The sequence below is a fragment of the Pantoea sp. EKM103V genome, from assembly GCF_011800365.1.
In the GTDB taxonomy this organism is placed as follows: Bacteria; Pseudomonadota; Gammaproteobacteria; order Enterobacterales; family Enterobacteriaceae; genus Pantoea; species Pantoea anthophila.
In genome coordinates this window covers 53639-73940 of sequence record NZ_JAALFQ010000006.1, presented here as the reverse complement: position 1 = coordinate 73940, position 20302 = coordinate 53639, and the positions used below count along the sequence as shown (strand labels likewise).

Sequence of the window (20302 nt, the reverse complement as noted above, 5' to 3'; positions counted from 1 at the left end):
CATGCCTTCTGTTAACAACCTAGCATGCTTTTATGCATAGCGAATAGTTAAAGACCCTGCCCTGGCATTTTCGTTAAATGTGCCGATATTCAGCCTATCCTGCCCTGCCTTACACGATCATAAAAGCGTCATAATAGTGAAACATTACGAGGGGAGACTTCAATATCATGCAATGAGCATGATATTAAAAACGTGCCTTATGTACGGACTGGCACTTTCACCGTGCACAGGGCTCTGCCTTCATTTACACACTTTTTTCTGTGCATCAGGTGAACAATGGAAACGCGCTTAAAGGTTGCTGAACGCATCGCGCAGGAGGCCTCGCTTTTGGCTCTGGACTATTTCAGACGGCTAAGTGAGTCAGAGATCGGCGAAAAAAGGCCGCAGGATCTCTTCAGTGAAGCCAATCGGGAAGTGGAAAATCTGATTCGGCAGCGCCTGGAACATCACTTCCCACAGGAATCAGTTATCGGGGAAGAGCATGGTGGTGAGCCCGGCGCCAGCTACTGGTCTGTTGATCCGATTGATGGTACGAGTCACTTCCTGCGCGGCTCATCCCTGTGGGGGATTTCTGTTGGCTATGTGATCGATGGCGAGCCGGTGATGGGCGTGATCGTCCATCCGGCTTTAAACCTCATGCTGAGCGGCGGCAAGGAGACAGGGCTTTATCTGAATGGCGAACCCTTTCAACGTCCTGTGGTCGCTGAAGCGCTGAAAACCGTGGCGATTGGCGACAGTCCATCATGGGATTTCACCCATCAGCTCTGTATTGAAAAGGCGTATCGGGACGACGGCTGGAATGTGGTGCGCTATCGCTGTACCACCGCAGGTTTAACCTTTAGCGTGCTGGGTTACGTCGACGGTTATCAGGAATGTTTTAGCAGCATGTGTAACGTTTCTGCGGGCTATGCGCTCTGTAAAGCAGCGGGACTGGATGCGCATCTTGCCGGTTCAGAGGAAAAGAGCAGAACACATGTTAGTGTCGGGACAGCCGAAATGAATCGCCTTTCCTCCCGGTTTATCCCTTACCCGCGTTTTACGCCCGCCTGACCACGCATCGCCTCCGGCTTACCTCATCACGGCATTTCAGGACAGCCTTTCCCCGCTGTCCTGCCCGCTATGCACGTTCACCCGGCCCTCTGCCCCGAATATTAATCACAATGCATGAAAATGATTAGGGTGTTAAACGTACGATTCTAAAGTAAACGCCTACTCAACTGTTATATCTAGGTTTTAAAAAGTTAATAAATTCTTAACCTGCCTGAAATTGCTTAACTCCGATACGCCTAATTATTATGCGCCTCGCATTAATTAAAAGTCCCTGGCACTCTATGACGGAGCCGCTCAACGTGAACACGCTAGAAATTCACAATGCCATGCTGACGTTCGACGATTTTGTCGCGCTGAACGGCATTTCACTGCAGGCCAGAAAAGGGCAATTTGTTTCCCTGCTTGGCCCCTCTGGCTGTGGCAAAACCACGCTGCTTAAAGTTATTGCCGGCTTCTACACGCTTGATAGTGGCAACGTCCTGATCCACCAGCAGGACATGCATCATGTCAAACCTGAACATCGCGATACGGCGATGTGCTTCCAGTCCTATGCGCTGTTTCCTCACCTCTCCGTTGCTGAAAATATCGGGTTCGGCCTCAGGCAAAGGAAGATGGAAAAAACAGACATTCACGTTCGCGTCGCGCAGACCGCCGCGCAGGTTTCGTTAAATGCCCATTTATCTAAACTGCCAGCGCAGTTATCCGGCGGTCAGCAGCAGCGTGTCGCGCTGGCCAGAGCGCTGGCCGTGCGTCCGGAAATCGTGTTGTTTGATGAGCCGCTGTCAAATCTGGATGCCAGATTACGCGACAAGGTACGACTGGAGATCAGACAGCTTCAGCGCGTCCATGGGTTTACCGCCATCTATGTTACCCACGACCGCGCAGAAGCCCTGTCGATGTCTGACATTGTGGTGGTCATGAATGCCGGAAAGATTGAGCAAACCGGAACGCCGGATGAGATCTACTATTCCCCGGTAAACCGCTTTGTCGCCGGTTTCGTCGGTCAGGCTAACGTTATGAAAGCCCGCGTACTGGAGAGCGACAGCAGCACCGGTATTTATCGCATTGCGTGCGTACTGGGCGAAATGGAAATCCATAGCCCTGTACCGCCCGTATCGGACGAGGTCTATACCTTCTGGCGCCCTGAGGATGCCGTACTCAGCGAACAGCGTGCCGGAAAAAATACGCGGGCCTTTGAAATCGGCGCGGTGAGTTTTCTGGGCAACCTTTCTGAACTCCAGGTTCATCCGCTGGGCCATGAAGAAACGGAATATCAGTGGTGCATCCAGCTGGTCGGTAAAAGCGCCATCCGCGAAGGGGACAACGTTAATTTCTCTCTTCCGCCAGACAAGATCCGCTTTTTACGGGAAAGCTATTCATGAAAACGCGCACCCGGAACAGGCTCTGCTGGTTGCTGGTTCTGCCTGCGGTCGCGCCGGTCGTCATCACGCTGATGCTGATTGTGATCATGGCACTGGCGCAATCCGTTGGCCTGTTTAATTTTGGCGCCCCGGCGCGCTTTACGCTTCACTACTGGCAAACCATTCTGAATGACAGCCAGCTGTGGCGCGCGACAGGCTACTCGCTCAGAATCGGCGTGATCAGTGCGGTACTGTCCGTTGCCCTGGCGCTTCCGCTGGCACTCTGGCTGAGAAAGCCTTTCCCCGGCTCAATGCTGATGAGCGGCTTACTCAAAGCCCCGCTGATGGTACACGGGCTGGTGGCTGCGCTGCTGTTTATCAACCTGATTTCCTGGCAGGGCTTTATTAACCTGGGCCTGGTCCGGCTGGGGATCCTCTCTCATCCCATCAGAATGCAGAATGACCGCTGGGGCATTGGCGTGATTATTTTGCAGGTCTGGAAACAGCTTCCCTATGCGCTGCTGATCATGACCGGCAGCCTGCGCGCGATTGGCGATGAAATTTTCAATGCCGCGCGGGATTTAGGTGCCGGCAAGCGTGCCCGGTTGTTACAGATCATCCTGCCCTTATCTGTCAGATCCGTTCAGGTATCGCTGGTGCTGATCTTCATCGGCGCCCTGGGTGACTTTTCCTTCCAGGTCGTTGCGGGGCCAACCAGCGTATTCTCTCTTTCGCAATACATGCTGCGCTTCCCTGAAATCAGCGCACAGGGCTGGAATCTTGCGGCCGTTGTCGCGGTGATTTTAATGCTGGCGGCTTTTGTCGGTGCAGTCGTGCTTGCCGCCCTGGCGAAGTGGCTGCAACAAGCCGGAGAACAGAGATAATGAGAGCCAGAGAGACCTTATCCCCGCTGCGTATCGTCATGATGACCCTTATCGCCGCCCTGTTTATGCTGTGGCTGGTTATTCCCTTTATGCTGACCGTGCTGTGGTCCCTGGTCGATAAAACCCATCCGTGGGCATGGCCAGATGCCCTGCCGCCGGTTCTCTCACTGGGACGCTGGGTAGAGGTCTGGACTACGACCGCGTTACCGCAGGCGCTCAGGAACAGCTATTTACTGGCGGCAGCCGTCTCCGTCTGTACGCTGATGTTGTCTCTGCCTGCCGCGTGGGCGTTTGGCAGAATGTCGTTTACGGGCAAACACCTTTTACAGAATGCGATCTTATTGCCGCTTATCGTTCCGGGCTTTGTCGTCGCGCTGTTTTTTTCCATGTTGCTCAACGTAGTGGGCATTCACAGCCGGTTTGGCGGCATTTTGCTGGGGCATATGATTATCCTGATGCCTTATGCCGTGCGCATTCTGACCCTGTCGTTTTCGCAGATACGCCAGGACACGCTCGATGCGGCACGAGATATGGGCGCTTCGGCGATGAACCGGTTTTTAGTGGCCTGCCTGCCCACCCTCAGACCAGGAATATTTGCCGCATTAATTATTGTCTTTACATTATCCATAGAAGAGTTCGCCATAAGTTTTATTGTGGGCTCACCCGATTTTATTACCGTCCCTGCCATTCTCTATTCTTATCTGGGTTATAACTTTATCCGACCCAATGCGGCGGTCATTTCTTTAATGCTGGTTGTACCGAATGTCATTTTAATGTTGATTGCAGAAAAATTACTGACAAAAAATCCTGTCGCCTCCTTTGCGGGAAAAGGCTGACACTCTTTAATACGCGTTATTGGGGAAACATATGTTCAGACTCGCTGCTGCAATATTATTGCTGGCCGGGGCTTTCTGTAGCCCGGCTCAGGATTTAAACACAATGAACTGGGAACAGATTGTCGGACAGGCGAAAAAGGAGGGGAAACTGACCTGGTATCAATGGTATTACCAGGATCGGTTAAAAGAGCAGGTCAGCCTGTTTGAAAAACAGTACGGCATTAACGTTACCCTGTCTGAAGGCACACTTCAGGGCAACATTAATAAGCTCATGGCTGACCGCGGACGGGAAACGGGCGATATCGATCTGTTTTCGATTGGCGGGGGCGCATTCGGAACCGTCTCGCCTGAGCAGACGTTTTTTGGCCCGATTAACAGACTGCTGCCGGAAGGCAAAACCCTGAACTACACCATTGAGGGAACGGACAGTAAAGGCTATGGCGTGGCATTCTGGGGCAACCAGACCGGTCTGGCCTACGATTCGCGCCGCCTGAAAGAAAGTGAGTTGCCGCGAACTTTGCCGCAGCTCACGGCCTTCCTGCAGGCTCATCCTCAGGAATTTGGCTTTAACGTTGAAAACGGCGGTTCCGGCCCGGCCTTTATTGAATCGGTGACGCGCACGCAGGTGCCGGGTTTTGATTTCACCAAAGGCGACGCGGATGTAAAAAGCCTGACGGCTCTGCAGCCCGCCTGGAACTGGTTCAGACAGCAGCGTCCCAACTACATCATTACGGCCTCCAACGCCGACAGCGTCACCCGACTGGTCAGCGGTGAATTCCTGCTGGTTCCCGCCTGGGAAGATTACCTGGTGGGATTAGAAAACCACGGTGAAGTCCCGAAAACCATCCGGCTCTATGTCCCCGATTTCGGCATGCCCGGCGGCGGAAATATGGTGGCGATACCGCAAAATGCCCCCCATAAAGCGGCAGCGTTGCTGTTTATCCACTGGCTGACGCTGCCCACTACCCAGCGGCTGTTCCAGCAGGTTTATGGCATTACGCCGCAGAACAGAGAAGTGAATCGTGATGCCGGGCTGATCGACAGCAAAGAGCGCGTTCATGGCACCCAGTTCATGCCTAAACCGCTGGGTGATGAAGTCAGAACCGAATTCTCTAACCAGGTTTTGCTCAGGTAGACCTGCGATAAAACCCTAACAGAAGGTAAAGCCAGGAATGTCGACAAAAAAAACCCCTGCACGCGTAGTGAATGCCCGCCTGATTGCCCATCGGGGAGCACCGCTGCTGGCACCGGAAAACACGCTGCCTTCGTTTCAGGCGGCTGTTGAACGCAGAGCGACGTGGATAGAGGTGGATGTCAAACTCACCAAAGACAGACACCCGGTCATCATTCATGACGATTCCGTGGACCGGACCACAAATGGCAAAGGCTATGTGGCGAACTTAACCCTGGATGAGATCCGATCGCTGGAGGCTGGCGTGTGTTATGGCCACCTTTTCAGAGGCGTGAAAGTGCCGACGCTGGCTGAAACAGTGGCGTTTGTTCTGGATAAAGGCGTCGGGCTGCAACTGGAGATCAAACCCACCTCCGGGCAGGAAGTGGAAACGGCGGAGATTGCTATCGCTCAACTGAAGTCACTGTGGCCTGCAGGTGAGAAGAAGCTCTTTATCAGCAGCTTCTCGGAGATTTCGCTGCAGGTTGCCGCACAGCTTATGCCTGACGTCCCGCGCGGCCTGGCAGTTTGCGTCCCGCCCAAAGACCCCGAGGCGCTCCTCGCCAGAACGGGTTGCCAGATCCTGCATTTCCTGGGTGATTTCGCGACGGACGAAGATCTGACGCGACTGGCTCGTTCAGGTATTGAATTTGCGATTGCCACGATCAATGACCCGGTTCTTGCCAGAAAATATATTGATGCGGGTGCGCAAACGGTATTAAGCGATATACCCGACTTAGCATTCTGAATAAAAAATTGTTCAGGACGTTCTCAGCCAGAAACCCGTAACACCAGGGAAATTCATTATAAAAATGGCCATTACTTTTATGGCCGCTATAACGCCTTTATTATTTAGCCATTCTGGAAGACGAGAGTCATAGTGAAATAAATGCCGCTCTGAGCGGTCACCTCCTCATGCTTAAGTTAACGGATAAGGGTAGATGATATGCACAATAAAATAAAAGCCGCCGCGCCGTATGCAATCTGTTTTCTGGCCTCATTTTCTGCATACTCCGCTGAGATTTATAATAAAGATGGAAATAAACTCGACCTGTACGGTAAAGTCGATGCGCGTCATGTTTTCTCAGATAATATTGCAGAAGATGGCGACAACTCTTATGCACGCCTGGGTTTTAAAGGTGAGACGCAAATTAACGATCGGCTTAGCGGTTATGGTCAATGGGAATATAACTTCCCGCTGAATCACAGTGAAGGCGGTAGCGACGCGCAAACGGGTAATGCCACACGTTTAGGGTTTGCCGGTCTGAAACTGGCCGACTTCGGCTCGTTCGATTATGGCCGTAGCTTTGGGGTGCTGTACGTTGCCTCTGCCTATACGGATATGGCACCGGTCTACGGTTCCGGCACCATGACTACCAACGATAACTTCCTGTCAAAACGCTCAACCGGCCTCGCGACCTGGCACTCTCCGGCGTGGGGTGGGTTAAAGCTGACCCTGCAGTATCAGGGAAAAAATGACCGCGCCACCGCTAAAGTGGCTAACGGGGATGGCTACGGTGCTGGCGTGACTTACAGCATTACCGATGGGCTGAGCATTGCGGCGGCAGGGATGAAAGCAAAACGGACGCTGATCCAGCAAGCTGACGGTCAGGGAGACGATGCCACCGCCTGGGTCACCTCTGCAAAATATGATGCCAGCCAGCTCTATCTGGCCGCCATGTATGGCGAAGCCAGTGACGTTACGCCTTATGGACAGCTGGCACGGGTCGCCGACAAAACCCATAACGTTGAGGCGATTGCGCAGTACCAGTTCCTGAACGGTCTGCGCCCTTCTGTCGGTTTTGTCATGCAGCGTGGCGAAAACCTGCAGGGCGCAGGGAATTTTGCCGGAGGCAGCCAGACGATGCAGAAATATATTGCGGTGGGCACCTATTTCTATTTCAACAAGAACATGCTGACCTACGTGGACTACCGCATTAACCTGCTGAAGGACAACGACTTTACGCGTGCCACCGGTATTACGACGAAAAACAGTATCGGTCTGGGCCTGACCTATCAGTTCTGACCCGGCTGCTCCTGTTTTGTGCAGCATGGCTTCATACCTGACAACGCGCACTTAGCGAGGCTGGCTCATGCCAGCTTTTTTACGTCAGCCGCAGGGGGAATCATTACAGGGCCGGGGACGCAGCCTGATGAGGGGTTTCCAGCCACTTAACATAGGCCTGATCCCACAACGCCGCCGGCGTTCCCGCTTTGCCCAGACCAAACCCATGCCCGCCTTTGCTGATCTGAATCAGCTCAACCGGCACGCGATTACGCCGACAGGTGTCGCGCATCAGCTCGGTGTTAAACGGGTTGGAGGTGTGATCGTCTTCCGCCTGCGCCAGGAAGGTTGGCGGATAGCGCCGGGTCACAAAGTTCTGCACTGACCAGTTTGCCTCATCCTGTGGGGTGGCATTTTTGCCGACCATCATCAGATGCGTGCTGGTGTGCTGATAGGGCGCTTCCAGGGTAATGACCGGATAGATCAGGCCCACGCTGTCGACGGCGGGCACCACTTCATCCAGCGGGTCGATGGCCGGATAGGATTCAAAGTCCGGGCGCGCCGCCGCCAGCCCCAGCAGATGGCCACCGGCCGAGAAGCCCAGCACATGCACCCTGCGCTCAAACGATCGCACCAGCCGGATAGCACGCTGCGCATCCTGCAGCGGAGCCAGCCGCCCCGCCTGCCACTTCTCATGCGGCAGCCGGTAGCTGAGCACGTAGGCGGTGTAGCCATTGGCGTTCAGCCAGCGCGCCACCGGCCAGGCTTCGCGCCCCATGCCGATCCAGCGATAGCCGCCGCCTGCGGCGATCAGCACCGCTTCGCCGTTGGGATTTTCCGGTTTGAAACGCTGGATCGCCGGGCTGACGATATTGGACCACGAACCGCTGCTGTTAATGTGCAGCTGGCCCGACGGGCCACCGCCGCCGGGCGGGTCGTCCGGCCAGAGGGGAATAATGTCATCGCGGGCAAATAATTTGCCGGTGGTCATGGAGAGCCCAAGCGCTCCCGTGCCGAGAATAAAGCGTCGACGCGTAATCATAGTGCCTGTTAAGTGATGCCAGTAAGAGAGCAGACCGTTGCGGTGTGCTGCAAAAGAATCAACAGATGCAAGTCTGGTGCCAGACGCTGGCGATTATGTACGCAATGCCGGGTGAAAAGCCATAAAAAAACGCGCCCCGCAGGCGCGTTTTATACCGTGCGGCCCGGTTAATCTTCCTGCTGGAACTGCGCCATCACAGCCTGCTCACACTGCTGTTCGTTGACGCGCAGTTTGGCGCGTTCATCGTCACCCAGCTGCAGCCAGGCACTGGCGACTTCCCGCGCCGATTCTTCATCAAATTCGGGCTGATTCATCGCCGATGAGGATTTACTGCGCGCCACGTCAGATTTCATCTGCTCCACATACTGATCCGCGCTGGCGACCTTTTTTTCACTGCTGACGATGTGACACAGCTGACTGGCGTAGACATTCTGTTCGGTGTCAGCGTCGTCCGCCGCCAGCGCGCTGCCGGAGGCGAGCAGGCTCAGCAGGATAATCTGGGTTACTTTCATTCTTCACTCCTGTTTGTTCGGATTAAACTTTGCGCTGAAGGGCTTCGATGCGCTTCTGACGCCAGTTCAGCAGCGGCGACACGGTGGTGCCGTGGACAACCACGCTACAGACCACCAGCGTTAACGCCATATTCGTCATGATTTCCATCTGCGGGCCTTCCATGCCGTGCGTCCAGGCATAGGCAATATAGTTCAGGCTGCCGATTCCGCGGATGCCCAGCCAGCCAATCAGCAGACGCTGACCCAGCGGCAGCCCGGCGCGCAGCGTGACCAGCCAGACGGCCAGCGGACGCACCACCACAAACAGCACCAGGCCCAGCAGCACGCCGTAGATATTCCAGTGCTGTGCCAGCGTCACGCCCAGCACCACCATCATGCCAGCCGCCAGCAGACGTTCAATAGTATCGCCAAAAGAGAGGGCGTCGCCTACTACAAACCCAATCGACTTCACCATATTGTTATTGCCCTGGTGCGCCAGCCGCTTATTGGGATTGACCAGCGCCTCAGAGGGGAGGACGCGTTCATCATCAGAGAGATCCTCCGGCTGATGACGGCGAAACACCCCCAGCTCGGCGCGGCGTAGCCCCAGTCCGGCGGCAAAGGCGGCCAGGAAGCCGGAGGCCCCCAGCCACTCCACCAGCGAATAACTCAGCGCGATCAGCGCCAGCGCGAGAAAATCGTTGGGGGCCACATCGCCGTTGGCATTGCGCAACCGGGTCGTCAGCACACCGATCATCTGCCCCATGACAAAGCCGATAAGCAGCCCGGCGCCAATCGCCCAGATCACCTCGACCGCGCTCCAGTGAGCCAGCATCCCCCCGCTCAGGCTCTCGCCATTGAACAGCAGCAGCGCCAGCACCAGCAGCGGCAGCGCGGAGCCGTCGTTCATGCCCGCTTCGCTGGAGATCGCCACCCGCAGCGAGTCATCATCCTGCGCATCGTTTACCGAGATGAGGCTGGCCAGCACCGGGTCCGTCGGCGCGACAATGGCACCAAACGCCAGCGCAACCGGCCAGTCTAATCCCACCAGGAAATGGGCCAGCAGGGTCATTGCCGCCACGGTCAGCAGCATGGCGGGAAAGGCGAGTTTCAGCCCGGTGTGCCAGCAGTTATTCTGTAACGGCAGACGCAGCTTGAGTCCGGTGATAAACAGCGAGGCGGCCATGGTGATTTCGGTAATGTGGGCCACGGCTTCGGAATGGGTGACGATATCGATGTGGATCACATCAAACGCCCACGGGCCGCACAGTATGCCCGCGATAAGAAACAGACCAAATGAGGTGACTGGCCCCCGGTGAATCCAACCGGAAGCCAGCGACATCAGCAGCAGAAGGCCGCCCGTCGCTGCTGTCCAGGCTAAAAAGTTCATAATGCTCCAGCTTATTTCAGGTTTATCAATAAGCCTGGCACATTTTTTGAAGGGCGAGACGATCAGTTTTTCAGGTGGCGACTGGCGAAGCGCACCGCCAGCGCGGCCGCCCCGGCTAAAGTAGAGAGCGCAACCACCCCATTCCAGCCCCAGTGCGCCAGCGCCAGGCTGCCCAGTGCCGCCCCGCTGGCCATACCGATAAACACCACGGTGAACAGCAGCGCATTGAGGCGACTGCGTGCTTCAGGTGCCAGGCCATAGACCAGCGTCTGGTGCGCGACCAGCGTGGCCTGCACGCCCAGATCAAAGCCGATGGTACAGATCACAATCAGCGCCAGCTGCGCCGGGACAGGCAGCACGGGCAGCAGGAACATCAGCGCAAAAGAGAGCGTCACCAGGGCGGCACCGGCCTGGGTGACCCGCGCCGGGCCGATGCGATCGGCAAAACTGCCCGCCAGCGGGGCCGCCATCGCCCCCGCCGCCCCGGCTAAGCCAAAGGCCCCGGCCACGGCGCTGTCCAGATGAAAGCGATCGCTGAGCATTAACGCCAGCGTCGACCAGAAGGCGCTGAAGCCTACCGACAGCAGTCCCTGAGCCAGGGCGGCGCGGCGCAGCGTCTGGTGGTGACGCCACAGATGCACCAGCGACAGCAACAGGCGCGGATAGCTTACGGTGGTGCCCGGCGTAAAGCGTGGCAGCACCCGTCTGAGCGTCAGCGTAATCAGCAGCACCGACAGCGCCGCAATCAGATACATGGTGCGCCAGCCGAAATACTCCGCCACCACGCCACTGACGACCCGCGACAGCAGAATCCCCACCAGCAGGCCGGTCATCACCGTGCCGACCGTTTTACCCCGGCTGCGTTCCGGAGCCAGCGCCGCCGACGCCGGGACAATATCCTGCGCCACGGTGGCGGTCAGGCCGGTCACAAAGCTGGCGATCAGCAGCGCGCTGAGCCCCGCGGAAAAGCCACACAGCAGCAGTGCGGCGACCAGCAGCAGGCCCTTGATAAAGATAATCGTGCGCCGGTCATGGCGATCGCCCAGCGGGGCCAGCAGCAGGATGCCCAGCGCATAGCCCGCCTGCGTCAGCATCGGCACCATGCCGACCGCGCCGATCCCCGCACTGAACTGTTTACTGATGATATCCAGCATCGGCTGACTGTAGTAAATCGACGCCACGCTGAGCCCGGCCCCGGCGGCCAGGGTGAAGACCAGCGGAGCGGAGAGCGGTTCGTTTCGGGTTGGGTTTTCTATTGCTGACATGGTGTCATCCTCATCATTTCGTGCCGCTATTTAAGCGCATTGCGGTTATACGCGGTAGACTGACGTCAGGCAAAACCGTTATGCGTGGAGCGTATGAATCATTCCAGTGGCAGTGACCGCATCGAACTGATGCAGACTTTTATCCGTATTGTTGAGAGCGGCAGCCTCTCCGCCGCTGCGGCACAGCTCGGCACCACCCAGCCTACCGTCAGCCGGCGGCTGCAAATCCTGGAGCAGCGGCTGGGGCTGAAGCTCATTCTGCGCACGACCCATGCGCTGAAGCTCACCGATGATGGCGAACGCTGCTACGCCCAGGCGCGGCAGCTGCTGGCCACGTGGCATGCGCTGGAAGATGAGCTGACCGGGGCCAGTGACGATCCCATCGGCACGCTGCGGGTTCGCGCCCCGCACGCCTTTGGTCAGGATCAGCTGATCGATCCCCTGGTGGACTATCTGCACCGCTATCCCCGACTCAATATAGAGTGGATGCTGAATGACCGCACACCCGACTTCATCGCGGAGAATGTGGACTGTGCCATTCAGGTCGGCGCGCCCAGCGATCCGTCGGTCGTGGCGGTCCTGCTGGCAGAAGTGCCGCGTTTCGTGGTGGCGGCGCCGCGCCTGCTGGACCAGTTTCCGCCGATTGAGCGGGTGGAACAGCTGGGCGATCTGCCGTGGCTGGCGCTCACCAGCTTCTACCGTAATGAAGTGGCGTTGCAGAAAATAGATGACGGCCAGCCGCTGAACCTGCCGATTATGCCGCGGCTGAGCAGCGACAGCCTTTACGCCGTGCGTAAAGCGGCACTGGCCGGCATGGGGGCGGCGATTGTCTCATCGTGGGCGGTGCAGGACGATCTGGCGGAGGGCAAACTGATTCAGCTGATGCCCGCGTGGCAGGCCCCGCCGCTGCCGGTGTGGCTGACCTATCCGTGGGCGAGTTACTACCCGGCCAGGCTGCAACACTTCTTTGCCATGATCAAAGAGGTGATGCCGCAGCTGACCGGCACCCGTCCGGCCTCACAACCGGCCCGCTCAGACAAGGCGGAGTAACGACGGAGACAGCTAGCGGATTTGGGCAGGGAGACGCGGGAGGAGGAGGCAGAGCAGGCGCCCGCATCAGCGGCGCGCCGGAAAGGGAATGCGTTACTTTTTATCGTAGCGTGACAGCTTATCGAGCCAGCCCATGACAAAGGCGGAGAGCACGAAGGTCAGGTGGATAATCACGTACCACATCAGCTTATCATTATCGACGTTGCGCGCTTCCATAAACACCCGCAGCAGGTGAATCGAAGAGATGGCGACGATAGAGGCGGCCACTTTGTTCTTCAGTGAGCCGGAGTCCATCTTGCCCAGCCAGCTCAGCTTCTCTTTGTCTTCGTCGATATCGAGCTTCGAGATAAAGTTCTCATAGCCTGACAGCATCACCATCACCAGCAGACCGCCAACCAGCGTCATATCGACCAGCGACAGCAGCAGCAGGATCAGATCGTTTTCCGCAATGCTGAAAATGTTGGGCAGCAGGTGGACTATTTCCTGGAAAAATTTAATCGTCAGCGCCAGCAATCCCAGCGAAAGTCCAATGTAAACCGGGGCCAGCAACCAGCGCGATGCATACATCAGGTTTTCGGTAAAACGTTCCATACAATCCCACACGTAATCAGACAGGTCCGGGAGTATAACCGATTCACTGTGAAGTTATTTCAGCTCGTCGTCAGAAATTTCCGGAACCGGCGGCAGGGGAAGCGAGAGACGAAAGGCCGCGCCGCCTTCGGTCCGATTCTCCGCCCAGATCTGGCCGCCGTGGCTCTCAATGATGGTTTTACAGATCGCCAGCCCCAGCCCGACGCCCGGTACGGCAGACTCCTTATCACCGCGCGAAAACTTATCGAATATCCGGCTTAAGTCCCCTTCAGCAATGCCCGGCCCGCCATCCCAGACGGAGATCTCCAGCCGGTTTGCGGCACGCCACGCCCGGATGCCGCGCGGCGCACAGTTACCGGCATACTTCAGGCTGTTTTCAATCAGGTTAGTGAAGACCCGCTCCAGCAGTGTGCTGTCGCCTTTGATCAGCACGATATCGTCCGGCAGGTCGAGCTGCACCTCATGTCCTTTCAGCGACGGCGCCATGCTGCTCAGCGCCCCGCCAATCACCTCCTCCAGCGCCAGCCACTCTTCACGCAGATTGAGGCCGCCCGACTGAATGCGCGCCATATCCAGCATATTGCTGACCAGCCGGATGGTACTCAGCGTCTGCTCGCGGATCTGGCTGGCCTGCGGCACATATTTTGAGTTGTCGCTGGCCAGGTCGAGCATCAGCATTTCCGCCTGACCAAACAGCACGGTCAGCGGGGTGCGCAGATCGTGTGACAGGGCGGACAGCAGCGCATTGCGCAGCTGTTCCCGCTCGGCCGAGAGCCGCGATGCCGCCTCGCTGTGCGACAGCGCCATCCGCTCCAGCGCGTTAGCAATCAGCACCGTAAAGGTTTCCACCAGCCGCTGCTGTTCAGGGATCATCAGCTGACGCAGATTCTGCGGCTCCACCACCAGCAGGCCCCGGCAGTGCCCGCCGCTTTTCAGCGGCAGGATCTGATAAGGCACCGCCGGTAACGTATCGGTGCCCGCTCCCGCCGGCTGGCCTTTGCTGTAGCTCCACTTCGCGATAGCGCGGTCCGGTTCGCTGGCCGGTAACCCCTCACCGACCGGCTGCAGTTCGCCCTGCTCATCCGGCAGCAGCAGCAGGCAGCGCGCCTGCAGGGTGGCATCCAGCACCCGCTGGCTGGTCGCCGCGATATCCTGCGGCGTTAAGGCGCTGCCCAGCGATTTCGCCATCTCATAGAGCTGTCGCGCACGCTGTTCGCGGTAGCGTGCCACCCGCGCCTGATAGCGGACGCCCGCCGTGAGGTTGCCGACGATGACCCCGACCGCCAGCATCACACCAAAGGTGACCAGATATTGCAGGTCGGAGACCGCCACCGTGCCGGTGGGGGCCACAAAGAAGAGGTCGAAGGCGACGATATTCATCACCGTGGCGATCACCGACGGCCAGCGCCCGTAGCGCAGCGCCACGATCACCACCGCCAGCAGGTAGATCATCACGCAGTTGGCGGGATCGAAGTTGATCAGCACCGACTGCCCGGCGGCGGTAACGGCGATGCAGAGCACCAGCGCCATCATCACGCCACGCAGCTGAACCCGCCATTTATCGCTGGTCGGGCGGCCATCCGGCAGCGGATGCGGCGCATCCTTCAGCGGTTCATCCAGCGCCACCACCAGCAGGTCGAGATCCGGCCCCAGCTGGCCGAGCCGCTCGGCAAAACTGTCACGCCGCCAGCGCCGCAGCGGACGGCGGCCGGTGACGATTTTGCCCAGATTATGTTCGCGCGCGTAGCCCAGCACCGCTTCGGCTTCATCCGGCTCGGAGAGGGTGGCGGTTTCCGCCCCCAGCTCCTGCGCCAGCTGCAGCGTGCGCAGAATCGCCCGTCGCCGTCCTTCCGGCAGCCGGTGAAGACGGGGCGTTTCAACATAGACCGCATGCCATTCACTGCCGAGCCGCGCCGCCAGCCGGGCGGCCGTACGCACCAGCTTCTCACTGCCGCTGTCGTCGCCGATGCAGAGCAGAATGGCGTCGCGGGTGTGCCAGACGCGATCCCGCCCCTGCTGATCGCGCCAGGCGCGCATCTGGTCATCCACCCGATCGGCGGTGCGGCGCAGGGCCAGCTCACGCAGCGCGAACAGGTTACCTTTGCGGAAAAAGTTTTCGATGGCGCGCTCTGCCCGGTCACCGATGTAGACCTTGCCCTCTTTCAGCCGCTGACGCAGATCGTCGGGCGGCAGATCGACCAGCACCACCTCATCGGCGCTGTCGAAAAAGGGATCGGGCACGGTTTCGCGCACCTGAATGCCGGTGACGCCCCCGACCACATCGTTGAGGCTCTCAAGATGCTGCACGTTGACGGTGGTCAGCACGTCGATGCCCGCTTCAAGCAGCTCTTCGATGTCCTGCCAGCGCTTGGGATGGCGCGAGCCCTGCACGTTGGTGTGCGCCAGCTCATCCATCAGGATCACCGCCGGATGGCGAGCCAGTGCCGCATCGAGATCGAACTCCGCATGACGCGAGCGACCGGTCGCACGACGCGGCAACAGGGGTAATCCCGTCAGCAGCTGCGCGGTTTCCGGCCGTTCATGGGTCTCCACCACGCCGATCAGCACATCCAGACCCTGCGCGCGCAGCCGCTGCGCCTCCTGCAGCATGGCGTAGGTTTTGCCCACACCGGCACAGGCACCAAAGTAGATTTTCAGCTGCCCGCGATGGGTTTCGCGGTTAGCCTGCAGCAGCGCGTCGGGATCGGGACGCTGGGGTTCGTGATTCATAGCTTCCTTAATGGCATAACAGAAACACCCTTACAGATCGTTGAGCGCCATATTGAGCTGCAGCACATTGACCGTCGGCGAGCCGAGGAATGGCATCAGCGGACGGTGCGTCTGCCGGTCGATCAGCGCCTCGACCTGCGCTAACGGCAGCTTACGGCTGGCGGCGATGCGCGGCGCCTGCCATAACGCGGCGTCAGTCGAGATATCCGGGTCCAGCCCGCTGGCTGAGGTGGTGACCAGCTCAACCGGCACCGCGGCGGGCGCCTGCGGATTGGCGGCCCGCAGCGCCGCGACGCGCTCCGCGACGGCTTTGTCCAGCGCCGGGTTACTGGCTGCCAGATTGCTGCCCCCTGAGGCCAGCGGATTATCGGGTTTGTCGCTGGTGGCTGAAGGGCGGCCCCAGAAATAACCGGGCTGCGTGAAGTTCTGGCCAATCAGCGCGGATCCGCGCACCACGCCATCCTCCTCCAGCAGCGATCCATTCGCCTGCGCCGGAAACAGCCACTGCGCCAGGCTGGTCGTGAGGAAAGGATAAACCACGCCGGTGACCAGGGTAAGCAGTAACAACAGTAAAATTGCCGGACGTAACTGACTCATTTTTTGCTCCTCAGGCCATGCCTGATAACACTAACAGCAGATCGATAGCTTTGATGCCGGCAAACGGCACCAGCAGGCCGCCCAGCCCATAAATCAGCAGGTTGCGGCGCAGCAGCGCAGCGGCACTCAGTGGCCGGTAGCTGACGCCTTTCAGGGCCAGCGGGATCAGAAAGACAATCACCAGAGCGTTGAAGATCACCGCTGAGAGGATTGCGCTGGCGGGCGAGTGCAGCTGCATGACGTTGAGCATGTTGAGCTGTGGATAGGTCGCCGCAAACGCCGCCGGGATGATCGCAAAATATTTCGCCACGTCGTTGGCGATACTGAAGGTGGTCAGCGAACCGCGCGTCATCAGCATCTGTTTACCGATGTGCACCACTTCCAGCAGCTTGGTCGGGTTCGAGTCGAGGTCGACCATGTTGCCCGCCTCTTTCGCCGCCTGCGTACCGGAGTTCATCGCCACCGCCACATCGGCCTGTGCCAGCGCAGGCGCATCGTTGGTGCCGTCGCCGGTCATCGCGACCAGACGCCCTTCCGCCTGATACTGGCGGATCAGCGCCAGCTTCGCTTCCGGCGTCGCCTCAGAGAGAAAATCATCCACGCCCGCTTCCGCCGCAATCGCTGCCGCCGTCAGCGGGTTATCGCCGGTGATCATCACGGTTTTGATGCCCATCTTGCGCAGCTCGGCAAAGCGCTCTTTGATGCCGCCTTTTACGATATCCTTCAGCGCCACCACGCCCAGCACGTTTGCGCCCTCGGCGACGACCAGCGGGGTGCCCCCGGTGCGCGCCACCTCTTCGACCTGGGCATTCACCTCGGCCGGGAAACGGCCATGACTGGCTTCGATGTGGCGACGCACCGCATCCACCGCCCCTTTACGGATCAGCCGGTCCTGCACGTTGACGCCGCTCATGCGGGTCTGCGCCGAGAAGGGAATAAAGGTAGCCCCCATGCTGCTGAGATCGCGTTCACGCAGGTTAAACTGCTGTTTAGCCAGCACCACGATGCTGCGGCCCTCCGGCGTCTCATCGGCCAGCGACGCCAGCTGCGCCGCGTCGGCCAGCTGCTCCTCGCTGACGCCCGGCGCGGGCAGGAACTGCGTCGCCTGACGGTTACCCAGGGTGATGGTGCCGGTTTTATCCAGCATCAGCACATCCACATCGCCTGCGGCCTCGACGGCACGGCCGCTGGTGGCGATGACGTTAGCTCCCAGCATCCGGCTCATCCCCGCCACCCCAATCGCTGACAGCAGGCCACCAATCGTGGTCGGGATCAGACAGACCAGCAGCGCCACCAGCACCGTAACGCTGACCGGCGTTCCGCCCCAGGCCGAGAAAGGCCAGAGCGTCACGGTCGCCAGCAGGAAGACGATGGTCAGCGAAACCAGCAGGATGGTCAGGGCAATCTCGTTTGGCGTTTTGCGACGCTTCGCGCCTTCCACCATGGCGATCATCCGGTCGAGGAAGGTTTCACCCGGGTTGGCGCTGCAGGTGATCACCAGCCAGTCAGAGAGAATGCGGGTCCCGCCGGTCACGGAGGCAAAGTCCCCGCCCGACTCGCGGATCACCGGGGCGGACTCGCCGGTAATGGCGCTCTCATCCACCGAGGCCCCGCCCTCCAGCACTTCACCGTCGCAGGGAATGATGTCGCCCGCTTCTACCAGCACCGCGTCGCCTTTGCGCAGCTGATCGGCGGCCACCTGCTGCCACTCTGCGCCATAGCGCGCCGCTGACAGTTTTTTGGCAAAGCTGGTCTTTTTCACCCCTTTCAGGCTGCTCGCCTGGGCTTTACTGCGCCCCTCTGCCAGCGCCTCCGCCAGATTGGCGAACAGCACGGTAAACCAGAGCCAGAGCGCAATCGCTCCGGTAAAACTGGCGCTGCCGTCGATCCGGCCCGCCAGCATCGCCAGCGCCAGCAGCGAGGTCAGGATGCTGCCGAGGTAGACCACAAACATCACCGGGTTACGGAACTGCACCCGGGGATCGAGCTTTTTCACCGCATCCCAGGCTGAGGTGCGCAGTAGCGCTGCGTCAAATAACGCCTGTTGTTGACGACTCATGAGGATTGTCCCTGAACAAGTTGCAGATGCTCAGCCACCGGGCCCAGCGCCAGAGCAGGAATAAAGGTCAGTGCGCCGACCAGCAGCACCGTACCGATCAGCAGTGCGATAAACAGCGGGCCGTGGGTAGGCAGCGTGCCATTGCCCACCGGCTGCACTTTTTTCGCCGCCATCGCCCCGGCAATCGCCATCACCGGAATGATGATGCCGAAGCGGCCCAGCAGCATGCAGACGGCCAGTAACAGGTTCCAGAACGGCGTGTTGGCGCTGAGTCCGGCAAAGGCACTGCCGTTGTTGTTGGCCGCGGATGAGACGGCGTAAAGCACTTCGCTAAAGCCGTGAATGCCCGGGTTTGCCATAGCGCTGCGTCCGGCGTCGGTCATCATCGCCAGAGCGGTGCCGATCAGCACCAGCGCCGGGGTGACCAGAATCGCCAGGGCGGTCATTTTCATCTCCCAGACATCGACTTTTTTACCCAGAAACTCCGGCGTGCGGCCAATCATCAGCCCGGCGATAAACACCGCCAGCAGCACAAACAGCAGCATGCCGTACAGGCCGGCTCCGACACCGCCGAACACCACTTCGCCCAGCTGCATCAGCCACATCGGCACCATCCCGCCCAGCGCGGTAAAGGAGTCGTGCATGGCATTGACCGCACCGCACGAGGCTGCCGTCGTGATCACGGCGAACAGGCTGCTGTTAAGAATGCCAAAGCGCGTCTCTTTGCCTTCCATATTGACGGCGCTGTCAGCCCCCAGCTGGAGGAAGTGCGGGTTGCCCTGCAGTTCGGCCCACATCACCACCGCCACCGCCGCCACAAACATCAGCGTCATCGCCCACAGCAGCATGTGGCCCTGACGACGGTCACGCACGCTTTCGCCAAACGCGAAGCAGAGCGCCGCCGGGATCAGGAAGATGCTCAGCATCTGCACGAAGTTGGTAAGCACATTCGGGTTTTCAAACGGATGGGCGGAGTTGGCGTTAAAGAAGCCGCCACCGTTGGTGCCCAGCATTTTGATCGCCTCCTGCGACGCCACCGGCCCCATCGACAGCGTCTGCTGCGCGCCTTCCAGCGTGGAGAGGCTGTGATAAGGCAGGACGTTCTGAATGCTGCCCTGACTGACAAAGAACAGCGCCATCAGCAGGCTGATGGGCAGTAAGACGTAGAGCGTGATGCGCGTCAGGTCGCGCCAGGCGTTGCCCAGCGTGGCGATGCTGCGATTCGCGAAGCCACGGATCAGGGCAAATGCCACCGCAATGCCGGTCGCGGCAGAGAGGAAGTTCTGCACCGTCAGGCCCACCATCTGACTGAAATAGCTCAGGGTGCTCTCACCGCTGTAGGACTGCCAGTTAGTGTTGGTAACAAAGCTGATGGCGGTGTTGAGCGCCAGATGCCAGCTCAGGCCAGGCAGCTGCTGTGGATTGAGCGGCAGCGCCCCCTGCATCAGCAGAATCGCCAGCAGCACGACAAAACCCAGCGCATTAAACAGCAGAATCGCCAGCAGATAGTGCGGCCAGCGCATGTCAGATTGCTGCGCCCCCAGCAGTCGCCACAGCGGCGCTTCAAGGCGGGCAAACACTGGTTTATCCGCCACTAACGACGCCAGACCCCGGCCGAGCGGCTGCGCCAGCACCATCAGCAGCAGCAGATAAACGGCGATAAGTAAGAAAGCATTGGCCGCCATCAGAAGGCCTCCGCATTTAACAGGGCATAGATCAGATAGCCCAGTAACAACACCACCAGCAGAATGCCGGTTATTACGCCCACGCTCACAGGAAC

The 20302-nt window shown here is 59.0% G+C and carries 18 protein-coding genes; 8 read left to right on the top strand and 10 right to left on the bottom strand.

Annotated elements, in window-relative coordinates; genetic code table 11:
• Positions 1 to 276: 276 nt before the first annotated feature.
• From HFD97_RS13750 to HFD97_RS13720, 7 genes are all read left to right on the top strand, one after another.
• Positions 277 to 1050 carry an inositol monophosphatase family protein gene (locus HFD97_RS13750; RefSeq protein WP_167432122.1) on the top strand — a complete coding sequence of 258 codons (774 nt, stop codon included), beginning with the start codon at positions 277 to 279 and terminating at the stop codon, positions 1048 to 1050.
• A gap of 281 nt (positions 1051 to 1331) precedes the next feature.
• The gene (locus HFD97_RS13745) at positions 1332 to 2432 is read left to right on the top strand and encodes an ABC transporter ATP-binding protein (RefSeq protein WP_058956937.1); all 1101 of its coding nucleotides are present in this window, start codon (positions 1332 to 1334) and stop codon (positions 2430 to 2432) included.
• The gene (locus tag HFD97_RS13740) at positions 2429 to 3295 is read left to right on the top strand and encodes an ABC transporter permease (protein ID WP_140925613.1); all 867 of its coding nucleotides are present in this window, start codon (positions 2429 to 2431) and stop codon (positions 3293 to 3295) included. Before HFD97_RS13745 ends, HFD97_RS13740 begins: the two co-directional genes overlap by 4 nt.
• Positions 3295 to 4131 (top strand): ABC transporter permease, encoded by an 837-nt coding sequence (locus HFD97_RS13735; protein WP_140925612.1) that lies wholly within the window; start codon positions 3295 to 3297, stop codon positions 4129 to 4131. Before HFD97_RS13740 ends, HFD97_RS13735 begins: the two co-directional genes overlap by 1 nt.
• A 31-nt stretch (positions 4132 to 4162) precedes the next feature.
• Positions 4163 to 5266: an extracellular solute-binding protein gene (locus tag HFD97_RS13730; RefSeq protein WP_140029777.1), complete on the top strand. Its 1104-nt coding sequence runs from the start codon at positions 4163 to 4165 to the stop codon at positions 5264 to 5266.
• Positions 5267 to 5303: 37 nt separating this feature from the next.
• Positions 5304 to 6050 carry a glycerophosphodiester phosphodiesterase family protein gene (locus HFD97_RS13725; RefSeq protein WP_167432123.1) on the top strand — a complete coding sequence of 249 codons (747 nt, stop codon included), beginning with the start codon at positions 5304 to 5306 and terminating at the stop codon, positions 6048 to 6050.
• 198 nt (positions 6051 to 6248) lie between these two features.
• Positions 6249 to 7328: a porin gene (locus HFD97_RS13720; protein ID WP_167432124.1), complete on the top strand. Its 1080-nt coding sequence runs from the start codon at positions 6249 to 6251 to the stop codon at positions 7326 to 7328.
• A gap of 103 nt (positions 7329 to 7431) precedes the next feature.
• On the opposite strand, the gene HFD97_RS13715 is transcribed toward HFD97_RS13720, so the two are convergent.
• The 4 genes from HFD97_RS13715 to HFD97_RS13700 form a co-directional block, all read right to left on the bottom strand.
• Positions 7432 to 8349 carry an alpha/beta hydrolase gene (locus tag HFD97_RS13715; protein ID WP_033736095.1) on the bottom strand — a complete coding sequence of 306 codons (918 nt, stop codon included), beginning with the start codon at positions 8347 to 8349 and terminating at the stop codon, positions 7432 to 7434.
• A 167-nt stretch (positions 8350 to 8516) separates the two neighbouring features.
• Complete coding sequence (locus HFD97_RS13710; RefSeq protein WP_009087900.1) at positions 8517 to 8861, bottom strand: hypothetical protein; 345 nt, start codon at positions 8859 to 8861, stop codon at positions 8517 to 8519.
• Positions 8862 to 8883: 22 nt separating this feature from the next.
• A complete protein-coding gene (locus tag HFD97_RS13705; RefSeq protein WP_167432125.1) occupies positions 8884 to 10230 on the bottom strand; it encodes a sodium:proton antiporter in 1347 nt (448 codons plus the stop codon).
• A gap of 62 nt (positions 10231 to 10292) precedes the next feature.
• On the bottom strand, positions 10293 to 11495 hold the full coding sequence (locus HFD97_RS13700; protein WP_009087904.1) for an MFS transporter: 1203 nt from the start codon (positions 11493 to 11495) through the stop codon (positions 10293 to 10295).
• A 93-nt stretch (positions 11496 to 11588) separates the two neighbouring features.
• Here HFD97_RS13700 and HFD97_RS13695 point away from each other — a divergent pair, with 93 nt between their 5' ends.
• Positions 11589 to 12545, top strand: a complete 957-nt coding sequence (locus tag HFD97_RS13695; RefSeq protein ID WP_167432126.1) for a LysR family transcriptional regulator — start codon at positions 11589 to 11591, stop codon at positions 12543 to 12545.
• Between the two features lie 93 nt (positions 12546 to 12638).
• Here HFD97_RS13695 and HFD97_RS13690 read toward each other — a convergent pair whose 3' ends face one another.
• Genes HFD97_RS13690 through kdpF form a run of 6 tightly spaced genes read right to left on the bottom strand, consistent with a single transcriptional unit; the run spans position 12639 to position 20296 of the window.
• Entirely contained in the window at positions 12639 to 13136 is a 498-nt protein-coding gene (locus HFD97_RS13690) for a TIGR00645 family protein (protein WP_009087908.1), read from the bottom strand.
• Between the two features lie 54 nt (positions 13137 to 13190).
• Positions 13191 to 15866 (bottom strand): two-component system sensor histidine kinase KdpD, encoded by a 2676-nt coding sequence (gene kdpD / locus HFD97_RS13685; RefSeq protein WP_167432127.1) that lies wholly within the window; start codon positions 15864 to 15866, stop codon positions 13191 to 13193.
• Between the two features lie 30 nt (positions 15867 to 15896).
• Entirely contained in the window at positions 15897 to 16463 is a 567-nt protein-coding gene (gene kdpC / locus HFD97_RS13680; protein ID WP_167432128.1) for a potassium-transporting ATPase subunit KdpC, read from the bottom strand.
• 10 nt (positions 16464 to 16473) lie between these two features.
• On the bottom strand, positions 16474 to 18522 hold the full coding sequence (gene kdpB / locus HFD97_RS13675) for a potassium-transporting ATPase subunit KdpB (protein WP_009087915.1): 2049 nt from the start codon (positions 18520 to 18522) through the stop codon (positions 16474 to 16476).
• Positions 18519 to 20207, bottom strand: a complete 1689-nt coding sequence (gene kdpA / locus HFD97_RS13670) for a potassium-transporting ATPase subunit KdpA (protein ID WP_046100787.1) — start codon at positions 20205 to 20207, stop codon at positions 18519 to 18521. Before kdpA ends, kdpB begins: the two co-directional genes overlap by 4 nt.
• Positions 20207 to 20296: a K(+)-transporting ATPase subunit F gene (kdpF, locus tag HFD97_RS13665; protein ID WP_009087918.1), complete on the bottom strand. Its 90-nt coding sequence runs from the start codon at positions 20294 to 20296 to the stop codon at positions 20207 to 20209. The genes kdpA and kdpF overlap by 1 nt, the downstream gene beginning before the upstream one ends.
• Positions 20297 to 20302 lie beyond the last annotated feature (6 nt).